Here is a 14,455-nt window from a genome sequence, read left to right on the forward strand (position 1 = left end):
GTGCGCTGCCGGCCGGTCACCTGTAGCGCGGGGTCGGCGGGGTCGCCGACTCCGAGTCCCTACCCAGCGTCGGGGACAGCCACTTGTCGTAGGAGTCCTTCCAGCCGCCGTCCGCGCGGTAGTCCGCCAGTATGCGGTTGACCCGGCGTACCAGATCGTCGGCGTCCTTCTTCATCGCCACGCCGTAGTACTCCGTGGTGAACCGGTCGCCCTTCAGTTCCACCGTCGGATCCTGCGCGGCCTGGCTCGCCGCGAGCGCACCGTCCGTCACCACCGCGTCCACCTCGCCGAGTTGGAGCCTGACCAGGCAGTCGAGCTGGTTGGGCACGGTGGTGGATATGTCGGCGGAGGCGGGCAGCTTGCCGGACTTGAGGTCCGCCGCCAGGTTGTCGTACGCCGTCGAACCCGCCGCCGAGCAGATCCGCTTGCCCGCGAGCGTGTCGTCGTAGCCCTTGATCGTCGAGGAGTTGGGCGCGAGGACCTGCTGGCCGGTCAGGAAGTACGGCGCGGAGAAGGCGACGTCCTGCAACCGGTCGCAGGTGATGGTCATCGTGCGCACCACCATGTCGACCTGGCCGCTCTGGATCGCGGGGACGCGCTGGTTGGTGGGGATGGCCTTGAACCGGATCCGGTCCGGGTCGCCGAGCAGTTCCTGGGCGATCCGCCGGGCCAGATCGATGTCGAAGCCCTCCAACTTGGTGCTCTGCCCGGTGCTGTTGGGGTCGCGGTAGCCCCAGCGGTAGCTGTTCTGGTCGATGCCGACCGAGACATGGCCGCGCTTCTTGACGGCGGCGATCGTGTCGCCCTCGGCGTTCGACGGGGGCAGGCTCTGGTCCTGGGGGTTCTCGCACGCCTCCGCCTTCGCCTGCCGGCCGGCCGCCACGCCCCGGCCGCCGACGCCGGTGCTGCCGTCGCCGCCCGGCTGGGTGTGCGGCAGCAGCAGCGCGAAGGCCACGGCGAGGGCACAGACGACCGCCATCGCGCCCACGCCGCCCCAGCCCTTCAGGCTGGCCCGCAAGCGTCGTGCATGCATCGTCACGCCCCCTTTCACCGGTACTCCGAAAGCCTGCGGCCGATGCCCAGCACCGCGCCCGTCGCGCCCAGCACCGCGAGCACGGCCGCGCCGGTCGGCAGTCCGGTCATCGCGTCCCGGCCGTCGCCCGCGGCCTGTTCGAACTCCAGCGTCTCGTGCTTCAGGGCGGTTTCCAGGCTGTGGTCGACATTGTCGAAGCACTCGCCGGTCGGCTCGTCGTCCTTCGAGCCGATGATCTTGCTGAGTGCCGCCTGGTAGTCACCCGCGTCGTCGGCGTCGCGGGCCTGCTGGTGCCGCTCCTTCCACACGTCCATGCTGCCCGCGGCGGCCTGCACGGGCCGCTCGCCCGCCTCGTCGTCGGCGAGGTCCTCCGCGGCGGCGAGACCGGCGGCGAGGTCCTTCATCGACGCCTGGTAGGCCACGTCGAACTTGTCCTTGAACTCGCCGCCCACCTCGACCGTCTCCGCGCCCCGGCTGACCAGCGTGAGGTTCTCGTTGCCGCGCGCCTTCAGGGAGGCGATACGGGCGTCGTGCAGGACGTTCAGGGAGCGGACGCCGTGGTCGTAGGAGTCGTTCAGGCCGGCGCGGGCCACGCTGTGGCCGACGACCAGCCACAGCAGGACCACCGTCGTGGTGGCCGTGGCCGCGACCAGGCCGTGGTTCAGGACCCGGTTCGTGTGCACGTACGTGCGGTGCTGGGCCCAGGCGAGGGCGGCCAGGGCGAGCACGCCGAGCGCGATCGCCGCCCAGGGGTACGGCGTCGCGTGCGCGTAGTCGCCGCGCAGCCGCTCGTTCTCCGTCTTGTAGAGCTCCTCCGCCGCCGGGAGCATCTCGGTCTGCATCGTGTTGTTGGCGTAGCGCAGGTAGGCGCCGCCGAGCGGGTAGCCCTGGCGGTTGTTGGCGCGGGCGCGCTCGATGAGGCCCTTGTACTCCGGCAGCAGCCGGTTGAGCTTGGTGATGGTCTCGGCGGAACGTGAGTTCGGGTCGGAGTTGTTGGCGGCCAGGACGAGCTTCTCGGCCGCCGTGCGGATGTCCCTCTCGTACCGCTCCCGGGACGCCTTCGTCTCCTGGCCGCCGGCCAGGAAGCTGCTGGAGGCGGCCGTGTTGGCGTCGGCCAGGGAGCGGTAGATGTCGGCCGCGGCGGAGCTGAGGGGCTGGCTGTTGTTCAGCACGTCGTCGGCGGCGGCCGCCCGGTCGGTGGCCTGCCAGGCGGTCACGGCGCCGAAGGCCACGACCAGCAGGGCGAGGACCGCGCCGATGACGCGCAGCCGGCCCGGCTCGGTGGTCGCGGCGGCACGCAGCTGGTCCACGCCCTCGGCGAACGCGGTGCGGCGGGGCGGGGCGACGGCGGCCGGTGCGGGGCCGGGCGCCGCGGGTGCGGGCGAGCCCTGTTGGGGAGGCACGCCGGGCATGGTGGGCGCGCTCGGTGGTGCCGCGCTGCTCTTCGGCGGTTGTGTCACTCCTGACCTCCCCCATGGCCATCCGTAGCCGCAAGTATCGCCGCCCGGACCGACATCCGCACCGGCCTTGCTGGATCTTGATAGTTCGCGCGTCTCGCAGCACCCCTTGCCCATGAATACGCCCTGGGAATCGGTTCGGTTCCTTGGCCGAGAAGGTCAGGGCGCGAAGTGGGCCCGCACCCGCTCCCACGCGCCCGTATGCGCCTCCACCCGGTCCAGCCCCAGCAACGCCGCCCCCAGCACCGGACTCGCCGTCACCACCCGGGGCACCGCCTTCGGAGCCCGCGCCGCCAGCAGGTCCCGTACGCCGTCGTCGAGTTGCGGATGCCGGGCCGCCAGCACACTGCCCCCCAGCAGCACCGGCGTCTCCTCGTCCAGCAGGTCCAGTCGGGACAGGGCGACCGTCGCCATGGTCACGACCTCCTCGGCGAGCCGGTCGACGAGCGCACGGGCCACCGGGTCGCCGTCGGCCGCCGTGGCGAACAGGACCGGCGTCAGCTCGTGCCGCCGCTGCGGCGGCACCTGCTCCAGGTGCAGTGCCTCGATCAGCGCGTGCATGGAGTCGTACCCGAAGTGCGCGGGCAGGGTCCGCGCCAGCTCGGTCGGCCCGCCGCGCCCGTCCTCCGCACGGGCCGCGTGGAACAGGGCCTCCTCGGCCAGTCCCCAACCCCCGCCCCAGTCCCCGGACATACGCCCGACCGCCGGGAAACGCGCGGTGCGCCCGTCGGGCCGCATACCGACGCAGTTGATGCCCGCCCCGCAGACCACCGCGACCCCGCGCGGCTCGGTCACCCCGGCCCGCAGGATCGCGAAGGTGTCATTGCGCACTTCAACAGTGGCCCCCCACGCGCGCGCGTGCAGCGCGTCGGTCAGCCGCTCCTCCTCCACGGGGAAGTCGGCGTTGGCGAGACAGGCCGAGACATGCGTGACGGAGGTGACACCGGCGGCGGCGAAGACCCGCTCCACCACCTCGGCGAGCACGCCCGTGGCCGTCTCGACTCCGACGGCCGGTGGCCGGAACCCGCCGCCCCGCGCGGCGCCGAGCACGCTCCCGTCGGCCGTCACCACCGCGACGTCCGTCTTGCTGTTGCCCGCGTCGACGGCGAGGACGCTTGCGGTCAGGCCCACGCGAGATGCTCCCGGTTGTGTGCGATCAGCTGGTCGGTGAGGGCGTCGGCGTACGCGTACTGCCCGATGAGGGGATGCGCGAGCAGCGCCCGGAAGACCCGCTCCCGCCCGCCGCGCAGGGCCGCGTCCAGGGCCAGGTCCTCGTACGCCGTCACGCTCGCCATCAGGCCCGCGTACAGCGGATCCACCGCGGCGACCGGCAGCGGCACCGGACCGCTCTGCGCGCCCACGGCCGCCTGCACCTCGATCACCGCGTCGTCCGGCAGGAAGGACAGTGTGCCCCGGTTGTACGTGTTCACCACCTGGTACGGATTCCCCGCACCGCTCAGCAGCGCCGCCGCCAGATCCACGGCCGCCTCCGAGTAGTAGGCGCCGCCCCGCTTGGCCAGCAGCTCCGGCTTCTCGTCGAGCGCCGGATCGCCGTACATCCGCAGCAACTCCCGCTCCATGGCGGCCACTTCCTCGGCCCGCGAGGGCTTGGTGCGCAGCTCCCGCACGACCTCGTCGTGCGCGTAGTAGTAGCGCAGGTAGTACGACGGGACCACGCCCAGGCGGTTCAGCAGCTCGCGTGGCAGGCGCAGGTCGGCGGCGATCGTGTCGCCGTGCGCCCCGAGCAGCTCGGTCAGGACGTCCTCGCCCTCGGGGCCGCCCACGCGGACGCCGGTCTCCCAGGTGAGGTGGTTGAGGCCCACGTGGTCGAGGTGGACGTCGGCCGGGGCGACCCCGAGCAGCGCGGCGAGCTTCCGCTGCAGGCCGATCGCCACATTGCACAGCCCGACCGCCTTGTGCCCGGCCTTCAGCAGGGCGCGGGTCACGATGCCGACCGGGTTGGTGAAGTCGATGATCCAGGCGTCCGGGTTGGTACGCCGGACCCGCTCGGCGATGTCGAGCACCACCGGCACCGTCCGCAGCGCCTTCGCCAGGCCGCCCGCGCCGGTCGTCTCCTGGCCCACGCAGCCGCACTCCAGGGGCCAGGTCTCGTCCTGCCGGCGGGCCGCCTGCCCGCCGACGCGCAGCTGGAGCAGCACCGCGTCGGCGCCTTCGACACCGGCGTCCAGATCGGAGGTCGTCACCACCCGCCCGCCGTGTCCCTGACGGGCGAAGATACGCCGGGCCAGGCCGCCCACCAGATCCAGCCGGTCGGCCGCCGGGTCGACGAGCACCAGTTCCTCGATGGGCAGGGTGTCCCTCAGGCGGGCGAAGCCGTCCACCAGTTCGGGCGTGTAGGTCGAACCGCCGCCGACCACGGTGAGTTTCATACGTGAAGTCAACCCTTTACTCCGGTGAGCGTGACGCCCTCGACGAACGCCTTCTGGGCGAAGAAGAACACGAGGATCACGGGGGCCATGACCAGCACGGTCGCGGCCATGGTGAGGTTCCAGTCGGTGTGGTGCGCGCCCTTGAACGACTCCAGGCCGTAGGACAGCGTCCAGGCGCCGGGGTTCTCGGATGCGTAGATCTGCGGGCCGAAGTAGTCGTTCCACGCGTAGAAGAACTGGAACAGGGCCACCGCGGCCACGCCCGGCTTCGCCATCGGCAGGACGACCCTCAGCAGCGTCCGCAGTTCCCCGCAGCCGTCAACCCGCGCCGCGTCCAGGTACTCGTTCGGGATCGTCGTCAGGAACTGGCGCAGCAGGAAGATGGAGAACGCGTCCCCGAACGCCATCGGGATCAGCAGGGGCCACAGCGTGCCGGACAGATCCAGCTGCTTCGCCCAGAACAGGTACATCGGGATGACGACGACCTGCGGCGGCAGCATCATCATCGAGATCACCAGCATGAGGGACAGATTGCGGCCCCGGAAGCGGAACTTGGCGAGTGCGTACGCGACGGGGACCGACGACACGACCGTGAGGACGGTGCCCAGGCCCGCGTACAGGAGGGTGTTGCGCCACCAGGTCAGGAAGCCCGGCGTGTCGAAGACCCGCTGGTAGTTGCCCCACTCCCAGGTGTCCGGGATCAGGTCGCGGCTGAGGGCCTGGCTGTCGCTCATCAGGGAGGTCAGAACCACGAAGACGAACGGCAGGGTGAAGAACAGCGCGGCGGCGACGCCCAGGGAGTGTACGGCGACCCACTCCAGCAGTGTCCGACGGCGGATCATCAGTCACCTGCCTGGATGAGACCGCCCCGGCGCCGCATCAGCAGTGCGGTGCACGCCATCGACAGGGCGAACAGGACCAGCGCCACCACGCACGCCGCGCCGTAGTCGAAGCGCTGGAAGCCGAGGTTGTAGACGAGCTGGGGGAGGGTGAGGGTCGACTTCTCCGGGTAGCCGGGCTCGAACTGGGTGCCCGCGCCCTGGATCACACCCGAGGCGACCTTCCCCGCGACCAGCGGCTGTGTGTAGTACTGCATGGTCTGGATCACGCCCGTGACCACCGCGAACATCACGATCGGCGAGATGTTCGGCAGCGTCACGTACCGGAACCGCTGCCACGCCGACGCCCCGTCCAGCTCCGCCGCCTCGTGCTGCTCCTTCGGTACGTCGAGCAGGGCGGCCATGAAGATGACCATCAGGTCGCCGATGCCCCACAGGGCCAGCAGGGTGAGCGCCGGTTTGGACCAGGCGGGGTCGGCGAACCAGGCGGGGGCCGGGATGCCGGCCCGCTCCAGGATCGAGTTGACCGGGCCGGTGCCGGGGTTGAGGAGGAAGGCGAAGGCCATGGTGGCGGCGACGGGCGGGGCGAGGTAAGGCAGGTAGAACAGGGTGCGGAAGACGCCCGTGCCGGTCTTGATCTTCGTGGTGAGCAGGCCGACGCCGAGTCCGAACACGACCCGGAGGGTGACCATCACCAGCACCAGCCACAAGGTGTTGCGCAAGGCCGGCCAGAAGAGCGGGTAGTGCTCGAAGACGTAGATCCAGTTCTTCGTTCCGCTCCAGGCCGGCGGCCGGAAGCCGTCGTAGTGCATGAACGAGAAATAGACCGTCGACAGCAGCGGATAGGCGAAGAAGACCGAGAAGCCGATCAGCCAGGGGGACAGAAAGGCCGCGGTACGCAGTGCGGATCTACGGTGCTTGGCAGCCAGGGTCGTCATGGTGGTGCCGCTACTTCGCCTGCGCGATGTCCGTGTCGATCTGCCGGGCGGTCTTCTCCAGGCCCGCCTTCAGATCGGTCTCCTTGCCGCTTTCGTAGTCGTAGCCGAACTGCTGGATCGTCGTGAGATACACGCCGCCGTTGACGGAGGTCGGCGTGGTCGTGGAGTTCGGGTTCGCGGCGATTTCCAGGAACGTCTTGAAGCGCGGGTCGTACTTCAGCTTGGGCGACTTCAGGGCGGCGAGCGTGGAGGGGACGTTGTGGATGGCGTTGGAGAAGTTCACGACCGCGTCCGTGTCGGTGGTCATGTACCTCACCAGCTCCCAGGCGGCGTTCTGCTTTTCGCTGGTGGCGGCGATTCCGGCGATCGTGCCGGTGATGTAGCCCTTGCCGTACTGGTCCGCCTGGTCGTCGGGGACGGGCAGCGGGGCGACGCCGATCTCGAAGTCGGGCTTGGCGTCCAGGGCCATGCCCAGGCGCCATTCGCCGTCGAGCTGCATGGCGACCTGACCGGTGTGGAAGGGGTGCTTGGGGCCCCATTCGTCACCGAGGGTGGCTCGGTAGGTCTCCAGCTTCCGGTAACCGCCGAGCGCGTCCACGAGCCGCTTCTGGAGCTTGAAACCGGCCTCGAAAGCGGGGTCCTCGGCGAGATTGGACTTGCCGTTGTCGTCGAAGTAGGTCGGGGAGAACTGGCCGAGATAGTGCTCTGTGGTGGTCTCCCAGCCGTGGTAGTTCGGCATGAAGCCGAGCTGCTGGTAGGAGCTGCCTTGAGTGATGGTCAGTTTCTTCGCGACGGACTCGAATTCGGACCAGGTCTTCGGCGGCGCCTTGATACCCGCCTTCTCGAACGCCGTCTTGTTGTAGTAGAGCCCGTACGCGTCACCCAGCAGCGGGACCGCGCAGCGGTTGCCCTCGAACTGGGTGTACTCGTTCATGGCCTTCGGGAAGGTCTTCTCCGGGGCGATGCCGGACTTCTCGAAGAACGGGTTGAGGTCGACCAGCGCGCCCGACGAGCAGAATTTGCCGACGTTGTTCGTGGTGAAGGACGAGATCACGTCGGGGGCGTTGTCGCCGCCCGCCCGCAGGGCCTGGTTGATCTTGTCGTCGGTCATATTGCCGACGACCTTCACGTCGATGTCGGGGTGCGCCTTCTCGAAACCGGCGATCAGCGACTGCACGGCCTCGACCTCGGAGGGCGCGCTCCAGGCGTGCCAGAAGGTGAGGGTCGTCGCCTGGGAGGGGTCGTCGTTCGCGCCGGAGGCGGACTGGCCGGTGCAGGCGGTGGCGAGGAGGGCCACGGAGGCGGCGAGCGTGATGGCCGCTTTTCGGGATATTTCGGGCATGGCGGAGCCTCCCAAGTAGGGGAAGGAGCGGGATGGGTTGCTCAGCGCGAGGTGTCGAAGACCTCGTCGCGGGTGGTGGCGAGGGCGCTCTCCAACGCGCCGCGCAGGACGGGGTGTTCGCGTACGTCGCCGATGACGAGCCGGGGGCGGGCCGCCGCCAGCTCCGCCAACTCGGCCTGCACCAGGGCGCGCAGCGTCTCCCCGCCGGAGGTGAGGGATGCGCCGCTCAGGACGACGAGTTCGGGGTCGAGGACGGAGACGAGGGAGGCGAGGCCGGTGGCGAGGCGGGTGGCGTAGGTGTGGAGGAGGTGGCGGTGGGGGTCGTCCTCGGCGGTGCGGGGGGTGGTCCGGCCGGAGTCGTCGGTCCGGGGGGTGGTCCGATCCGAGTCGGCGGTGCGGGCGGTGGTCCGGCCGGAGTCACCGGAACCGGAGGTGGCCGGGCCGGGGTCGTCTGACCCGGAGGTGGCCGGGCCGGGGTCGTCTGACCCGGAGGTGGCCGGGCCGGAGTCGTCTGAGCCGGAGGTGGCCGGGCCGGAGTCGGCGTCGGCCCTGGGCGTACGGCGCCCTGGGGTGTCGTACGCCTCCGCCGCGCGGGCCAGGAGGGCGGCGGCGACCTCGGTGTACGGGCCCGAGGGGATGTCCGGCACGCCGAGGTCGCGGGCGAGGGCGGGGACGGCCTGGGAACCGGCCAGCTCCTGGTAGCCGCCGCTGTTGGCCTTGGTGACCTGGCGGACCAGGGGGGCGCCGGGGACGGGCAGGAAGCCGACCTCGCCCGCGCCGCCGGTCCAGCCGCGGTGCAGCCGGCCGCCGAGGACCAGGGCGGCGCCGAGGCCGCCCTCGTTCCACAGCAGCACGAAGTCGCCGTGCCCGCGGGCGGCGCCCAGCCGCTGCTCGGCGACGGCGACGAGGTTGACGTCGTTCTCGTACTCCACCGGCATCGGCAGTGCGGCGGCGAGTTCGTCGAGGAGGGTGGGGGAGTGCCAGCCCGGCAGGTGCGAGGCGTACCGGAGGCGGCCGGTGTTGGGGTCGAAGGCGCCGGGTGTGCCGATGACGAGCCGCCGGATGTCGTCCCTGGCCAGCCCGGCGGCCTTCACAGCGCCGTCGAGGGCGTCGGTGACCTGGCGTACGACGGGCCGGGCGGGGCGTCTGCCGGGGGCGGGGACCTCGTACGTGCCGACCGTGCGGCCGGTGATGTCGGCGACGGCGGCGAGGATGCGCTCGGGGGTGACGTCGAGGCCGGCGGCGTAGGCGGCGGCCGGGTTGAGGGAGTAGAGCTGGGCGTTCGGCCCGGGGCGGCCCTCGCTGGTCCCGGTCACCAGCACGAGCCCGGCGGCCTCCAGGCGGGCCAGCAGCTGGGAGGCGGTCGGCTTGGACAGGCCGGTGAGCTTGCCGATGCGGGTGCGGGAGAGGGGGCCGTGCTCCAGGAGCAGGTCGAGTGCGGCGCGGTCGTTCATGGCGCGCAGGACGCGGGGGGTGCCCGGGGTACCGGCGGTTCCTGCCATGGGTTCGACACCTGCCTTTCGGCCGCTCAGCTTGGCAGTGGGCGGTGCTGTGCGTCCATCCGGCCACTGTTAGGAAGGTTTCCTATCGTCTGGCAGGAAGGTAGGCCCGGCGGGAAGGGGGCGTCAAGAGCGAACGCCCCCGCGGCAACGGAGTCGTTACCTGCGGGGGCGGACGTCAGTCGTCCAGGAAGGGGGTCGTGTCCAAGGTGGGGCGAGTGTGCTGAGCCGTTCGGGCTACTTCGTCGTGCTCGTCGACGGCGGGATCGGCGACGCCGCGATCGCCTGCGGAGAGATCGAGCTCGCGAACGCCGACGGTGCCGCCATCCCCGCCGTCGGGTCGGCTGCGGACTTCTCGTCCTGCTGGACCGGGAGGCCGCCGACGATGCGGATGCCCTCCTTGTCGAAACGGCGCTTGATGCGCCAGCGCAGTTCGCGTTCGATCGTCAGGGCCTTGCCCGGCATCGTCTTGGCCGAGACGCGGACGACCATCGAGTCGAGCAGGACGCTGTCCAGGCCGAGGATCTCGATCGGGCCCCAGAGCATCTCGTTCCAGGGCTCCTCCTTGCTCATCGCCTCGCCGACCTCGGTGAGCACGGCCTTGACGCGGTCGAGGTCCTCGGAGGGGCGCACGGTGACGTCGACGCCGGCCGTGGCCCAGCCCTGGGAGAGGTTGCCGACCCGCTTGACCTCACCGTTGCGGACGTACCAGATCTCGCCGTTGTCCCCGCGCAGCTTGGTGACGCGCAGGCCCACCTCGATGACCTCGCCGGACGCGACGCCGACGTCGATCGAGTCGCCGACGCCGTACTGGTCCTCAATGATCATGAACACGCCGGACAGGAAGTCCGTGACGAGGTTGCGCGCGCCGAAACCGATCGCCACGCCCGCCACACCGGCGGAGGCGAGGAGCGGGGCGAGGTTGATCTTGAAGGTGGACAGGATCATCAGGGCGGCCGTGCCGAGGATGACGAAGCTCGCCACCGAGCGCAGCACCGAGCCGATCGCCTGAGAGCGCTGACGGCGGCGCTCCACGTTCACCAGCAGACCGCCGATCGCGGTGCCGTCCACCGACTGCGCGGTGCGGTTCATGCGGTCTATCAGCTTGGTGATCGCCCGCCGCACCGCCACCCGCAGCACCACCGCGACCACCACGATCAGCAGCACCTGCAGCCCGATCGCCAGCCACGTCGACCAGTTCTCCTCCACCCAGCCGGCGGCGTTCGTCGCGCTGTGCTGGGCGTCCTGCAGCGTGGGCACGGAGGCTGCCGTCTCCGAGGGAGACGGGGACGGTGACGGTCCCGCGGCCAGCAGGACGGGCAAGGACGACACGGCGGGTACCTCCAGGTGCAACGGCCCGCCCCCGGTGCGGCGGTCTGGTCCAAGGTCACAAAAAGGTCACCGGGCGGGCGGAGCAACCACACTATCGGGGCATCGGGTGGAGATCGTTGCGATGTTCGAGGGAGAGACGGTGTCCGTCGGGGGATGAACAGATCAGACGAACAGCAGGTGAGGCGAACAGTGCGATGAGGAGGGGGAGGAAATGGTCGGGAGCCTGGGGAGGAAGCGGGTGTGGTCGAAAACACTCCCAGCCCGTTACCGGGACATGGTGGCGCTTTCACCAGGCATGAGGGGAGACTGACTGCAGATCGTCCCGGCGCGAGCCACGCGCCGCCGACGCCCAAGGAGGCATCCGTGCCGCATGTCCTGGTCCTCAACGCGTCGTACGAGCCGCTCGGCGTCGTACCGCTCCGCCGCGCGCTCGTCCTCGTCCTCGAGAACAAGGCCGTATGCCTCGAGGAGTCCGGCGCCTATCTGCACAGCGCGACCGTCACAGTCCCCGCACCCAGCGTGGTCCGGCTCAAGCGATTCGTCCGGGTTCCCTATCGGGGACCCGTTCCTCTGACCCGCCGGGCGCTGTTCGCGCGCGACGGGGGCCGGTGCATGTACTGCGGTGGCGTCGCAACCAGCGTCGACCACGTCATCCCGCGCTCCCGCGGGGGCAAGCACGTCTGGGACAACGTGGTGGCCTCGTGCCGCCGCTGCAACCACGTCAAGGCCGACCGCCACCTCACCGAGATCGGCTGGCGGCTGCGACACAAACCCGCCCCACCCACCGGCCTGGCCTGGCGCATCATCGGGACCGGCCATAGGGACCCGCGCTGGCTGCCGTACTTGCAGCCGTACGGCGCGGACGACGCCTTGGCCCGGATCGACGGCATTTCCGCCTGACGATCCGGGCTTTTGCATGTCCCGAACAGGTGCTCGTACGGGACCGGGGAGACCCCCGTCCACCCCGGTCCCGTGAGCACGCGTGCCCTCAGACGTACCTCAGCTCGCCCGGCCGCACCGACCGGCGCAGCAGCGGCAGCGAGGTGGCCGCCGCCAGCAGGCACGCGCCGTACACCCCCGCCGGTGCCAGCAGCGCCGCCCAGGGCAGTGCGCCGCTGCCGGTGAGCGCGGCGTACCAGGTGGCGATGACCATGCCGCCGACGCCCGCCAGCAGCATCGCCGGCGCCAGTGGCAGCGCGGTCTCCAGCAGCAGCGCCCGGCCCAGTACCGCCTGCGGCACCCCGGCGGCGGTCTGCGCGGCCAGGCCCCGGCGCCGGGTGGCGAGGGACTCGGCGGTGCCGACGGCGAGCGCCGACAGGGTGATGAGCAGGGCGACCGCGATCGCGGCGGCGGTCAGGTCGAGGCCGGTGGTGTAGAAGGAGCGGCTCGCGGCCAGCGGCTGCTCGGCGTCGAGCGCCGCCAGCAGCGCCTGCCGCACGCCTATGAATCCCGTGCCGACGATCGTCACCAGCAGCACCGCGGCGTGCGTGCGGGCCGCCGCCCAGGGGTCGTCGCGCAGACGCTCCGCCGCGATCAGCACCGTCGGCCGGCCGGTCCGGGCGGCGAGGAAGGCGCCGGTGAGCCGGGCCGAGGCACCGGACAGCCAGATCGCGCCCGCCCCGACGAGCAGCACGGCGAAGAAGACCGTCAGCGGGCCGTGCGCCAGCCCGAGAGCACCGCCCTCGTCCGAGAGCAGAGCGGTGACCAGCAGCACCGCGAGTGCCGCGGCCGCCACCAGGAGCACGCGCCCCGGCCGCCGCGCCGTCCGCACCCGGCGCACCCAGCCCAGCGGCGAGGCGATCACCCCGCGCAACGCCAGCGCACTCACCAGCGCCCCCAGCACCGGCACGGCCACCGCGGCCGGCACGAACCCGGCCCAGACGATGACCGGCGGCCGTTGCCACACCCCCAGCACCACCACGACGGAGGCGACCGTCGCCGCCACCGACCCGGCCAGACAGGCGAGCCCCGCCTCCAGCGCCGCGATCCGCCGCACCTGCCCCGGTGCGGCACCCGCGAGCCGCAGCCCGGCCAGCCGCCGGTCCCGGTGCACGGCGCCGACACGGGAGCACTGCCCGAGGAACCCGAGCACCGGGATCAGCAGCATCATCAGCGCGACGACGACCCCCGCCCGTTCCCCGGGCTGGTTCAGCAGACCGTTGCCGAAGTCGACGCTGTACTGCCCCTCCAGCGAAGCGATCGCCACCGCGCCCAGCGCGAACCCGGTGGCCAGCCCCGCGCCCACCACGGTGAGCCCGACCCGCCACCACTCCCGCCGGTCGGAACCACGGATGAGCAGCCAGGCCAGCCGCAGATCGGACCCCAGTCCAGCAGCGCCGACACTCCTCACGCCGTCACCCCCACCGGCACCACGACGCCGTCACTCAGCCGGACCTCCCGGTCCGCGTACGCCGCCACCTGGGCGTCATGCGTGATCAGCAGCACGGACGTGCCCGCCTCGCGGGCCGTGTGCACCAGCGCCGTCATCACCTGTTCGCTCGCCAGCGAGTCCAGCGCGCCCGTCGGCTCGTCCGCGAACACCACCCTCGGCCCGGTGACCAGCGCCCGCGCCAGCGAGGCCCGCTGGGCCTGCCCGCCGCTCATCTCACCCGGGCGCAGCTCCCCCTGCCCGCGCACCCCGAACCGCTCCAGCCACTCCCCGGCCCGCTCCCGCGCCTCCCGCCGTCCGGCCCCGCCCAGCATCAGGGGCAGCGCCACGTTGTCGAGGGCGGTCAGCTCGGGAATCAGCTGCCCGAACTGGAACACCACCCCGAACTCCGTCCGCCGCAGCTCACTCAGCCGCCGCTCCGGCAGCCGGTCGACGCGCTCGCCGCCGTACGACACCGAACCCCCGTCGGGCCGGACGATCCCCGCGAGGCAGTGCAGCAGCGTCGACTTCCCGCTGCCGCTGGCGCCGGTCACGGCGAGGATCTCGCCGGCGTGCAGCTCGACCGAGGCGCCGCGCAGGGCCTCGGTCCTGCCGTGCGCCTTGGTGAGGTCACGGGCCGCGAGCAGCGGCTCTGGGTTGCTCATGCTGAGTCGACCTCCGCGGTCAGGGTGGTGAGCCGGGCCGCCGTGGTGGTCATCCAGCGGAGGTCGGCGTCGAGGTGGTTGAGGGCGTAGTCCGCCGAGAGCACGGTCGTGAGATCGGCGCCCGGGCCGGTCTTGACCGCCGTGAGCTCCCGCATGCGCTCCATGTGGGCGGTCCGCTGGGCGCGCAGATACGCCGCCGGATCGCCGCCGGACAGGATCGAGACGACGACCTTGGCGAAGATCTCGTTCGTCACGAACGGCGCGGGCGGCGCGATCTCGCCCGCCCAGCGCGCCAGTTCCCGCGTCCCGTCCGCCGTGCGGCGGTACAGCGTGCGCTCGGGGCCGCCGTCGGCGTCGGTGCCGTCGACCTCGGCCAGTCCGTCGCGGACCAGTCGTTGCAGGGTCGTGTACACCTGCCCGTAGGCCAGTGGCCGGGCCTGCGGAAAGCGTTCGTCGTGGCGTCGCTTGAGGTCGTAGCCGTGGCTGGGACCGGTGGCGAGCAGTCCGAGCAGGATGTGGCGGGTGCTCATGCGATCAGTATGTACTGAGTATATGTACTGAGTGAATAGCGGCCAGGAAATTCGATCCAGGG

General features: G+C 71.4%; 13 protein-coding genes. 1 reads left to right on the top strand and 12 read right to left on the bottom strand.

What is annotated here, in order from left to right; all coding sequences use genetic code 11:
- Positions 1–16: 16 nt before the first annotated feature.
- The 9 genes from HJD23_RS27600 to HJD23_RS27645 form a co-directional block, all read right to left on the bottom strand.
- Positions 17–1,033, bottom strand: coding sequence for a glutamate ABC transporter substrate-binding protein (locus tag HJD23_RS27600; RefSeq protein WP_171116433.1), 1,017 nt, complete (start codon positions 1,031–1,033; stop codon positions 17–19).
- Between the two features lie 14 nt (positions 1,034–1,047).
- The gene (locus HJD23_RS27605; RefSeq protein ID WP_171119004.1) at positions 1,048–2,445 is read right to left on the bottom strand and encodes a hypothetical protein; all 1,398 of its coding nucleotides are present in this window, start codon (positions 2,443–2,445) and stop codon (positions 1,048–1,050) included.
- A 204-nt stretch (positions 2,446–2,649) separates the two neighbouring features.
- Positions 2,650–3,621, bottom strand: coding sequence for a BadF/BadG/BcrA/BcrD ATPase family protein (locus HJD23_RS27610; protein WP_171116431.1), 972 nt, complete (start codon positions 3,619–3,621; stop codon positions 2,650–2,652).
- Entirely contained in the window at positions 3,612–4,880 is a 1,269-nt protein-coding gene (locus tag HJD23_RS27615; protein ID WP_171116429.1) for a 6-phospho-beta-glucosidase, read from the bottom strand. Before HJD23_RS27615 ends, HJD23_RS27610 begins: the two co-directional genes overlap by 10 nt.
- 8 nt (positions 4,881–4,888) lie before the next feature.
- A complete protein-coding gene (locus tag HJD23_RS27620) occupies positions 4,889–5,722 on the bottom strand; it encodes a carbohydrate ABC transporter permease (RefSeq protein ID WP_171116427.1) in 834 nt (277 codons plus the stop codon).
- Positions 5,722–6,657: a sugar ABC transporter permease gene (locus HJD23_RS27625; protein ID WP_171116425.1), complete on the bottom strand. Its 936-nt coding sequence runs from the start codon at positions 6,655–6,657 to the stop codon at positions 5,722–5,724. Before HJD23_RS27625 ends, HJD23_RS27620 begins: the two co-directional genes overlap by 1 nt.
- Positions 6,658–6,667: 10 nt before the next feature.
- A complete protein-coding gene (locus HJD23_RS27630) occupies positions 6,668–7,999 on the bottom strand; it encodes an ABC transporter substrate-binding protein (protein ID WP_171116423.1) in 1,332 nt (443 codons plus the stop codon).
- Positions 8,000–8,040: 41 nt separating this feature from the next.
- Positions 8,041–9,501: an ROK family transcriptional regulator gene (locus HJD23_RS44135; RefSeq protein WP_240980826.1), complete on the bottom strand. Its 1,461-nt coding sequence runs from the start codon at positions 9,499–9,501 to the stop codon at positions 8,041–8,043.
- A gap of 234 nt (positions 9,502–9,735) precedes the next feature.
- Positions 9,736–10,851 (bottom strand): mechanosensitive ion channel family protein, encoded by a 1,116-nt coding sequence (locus HJD23_RS27645; protein WP_171116421.1) that lies wholly within the window; start codon positions 10,849–10,851, stop codon positions 9,736–9,738.
- A 342-nt stretch (positions 10,852–11,193) separates the two neighbouring features.
- Here HJD23_RS27645 and HJD23_RS27650 point away from each other — a divergent pair, with 342 nt between their 5' ends.
- Positions 11,194–11,730: an HNH endonuclease gene (locus tag HJD23_RS27650; RefSeq protein WP_141311855.1), complete on the top strand. Its 537-nt coding sequence runs from the start codon at positions 11,194–11,196 to the stop codon at positions 11,728–11,730.
- An 88-nt stretch (positions 11,731–11,818) separates the two neighbouring features.
- On the opposite strand, the gene HJD23_RS27655 is transcribed toward HJD23_RS27650, so the two are convergent.
- The 3 genes from HJD23_RS27655 to HJD23_RS27665 are packed head-to-tail and all read right to left on the bottom strand — an operon-like array spanning position 11,819 to position 14,393.
- Positions 11,819–13,180 (bottom strand): ABC transporter permease, encoded by a 1,362-nt coding sequence (locus HJD23_RS27655; protein ID WP_240980827.1) that lies wholly within the window; start codon positions 13,178–13,180, stop codon positions 11,819–11,821.
- Positions 13,177–13,863 carry an ABC transporter ATP-binding protein gene (locus tag HJD23_RS27660; RefSeq protein ID WP_171116419.1) on the bottom strand — a complete coding sequence of 229 codons (687 nt, stop codon included), beginning with the start codon at positions 13,861–13,863 and terminating at the stop codon, positions 13,177–13,179. Before HJD23_RS27660 ends, HJD23_RS27655 begins: the two co-directional genes overlap by 4 nt.
- Complete coding sequence (locus HJD23_RS27665) at positions 13,860–14,393, bottom strand: PadR family transcriptional regulator (RefSeq protein WP_171116417.1); 534 nt, start codon at positions 14,391–14,393, stop codon at positions 13,860–13,862. Before HJD23_RS27665 ends, HJD23_RS27660 begins: the two co-directional genes overlap by 4 nt.
- Positions 14,394–14,455 lie beyond the last annotated feature (62 nt).

It is taken from the genome of Streptomyces sp. Z423-1 (assembly GCF_013009255.1).
Classification (GTDB): domain Bacteria; phylum Actinomycetota; class Actinomycetes; order Streptomycetales; family Streptomycetaceae; genus Streptomyces; species Streptomyces gossypiisoli.

Bases quoted from the DNA above. Each gene is read 5' to 3' on its own strand.
- HJD23_RS27600 (WP_171116433.1), bottom strand. From the start codon at position 1,033: ATGCATGCACGACGCTTGCGGGCCAGCCTGAAGGGCTGGGGCGGCGTG.
- HJD23_RS27605 (WP_171119004.1), bottom strand. From the start codon at position 2,445: ATGCCCGGCGTGCCTCCCCAACAGGGCTCGCCCGCACCCGCGGCGCCC.
- HJD23_RS27615 (WP_171116429.1), bottom strand. From the start codon at position 4,880: ATGAAACTCACCGTGGTCGGCGGCGGTTCGACCTACACGCCCGAACTG.
- HJD23_RS27620 (WP_171116427.1), bottom strand. From the start codon at position 5,722: ATGATCCGCCGTCGGACACTGCTGGAGTGGGTCGCCGTACACTCCCTG.
- HJD23_RS27625 (WP_171116425.1), bottom strand. From the start codon at position 6,657: ATGACGACCCTGGCTGCCAAGCACCGTAGATCCGCACTGCGTACCGCG.
- HJD23_RS27630 (WP_171116423.1), bottom strand. From the start codon at position 7,999: ATGCCCGAAATATCCCGAAAAGCGGCCATCACGCTCGCCGCCTCCGTG.
- HJD23_RS44135 (WP_240980826.1), bottom strand. From the start codon at position 9,501: ATGGCAGGAACCGCCGGTACCCCGGGCACCCCCCGCGTCCTGCGCGCC.
- HJD23_RS27660 (WP_171116419.1), bottom strand. From the start codon at position 13,863: ATGAGCAACCCAGAGCCGCTGCTCGCGGCCCGTGACCTCACCAAGGCG.
- HJD23_RS27665 (WP_171116417.1), bottom strand. From the start codon at position 14,393: ATGAGCACCCGCCACATCCTGCTCGGACTGCTCGCCACCGGTCCCAGC.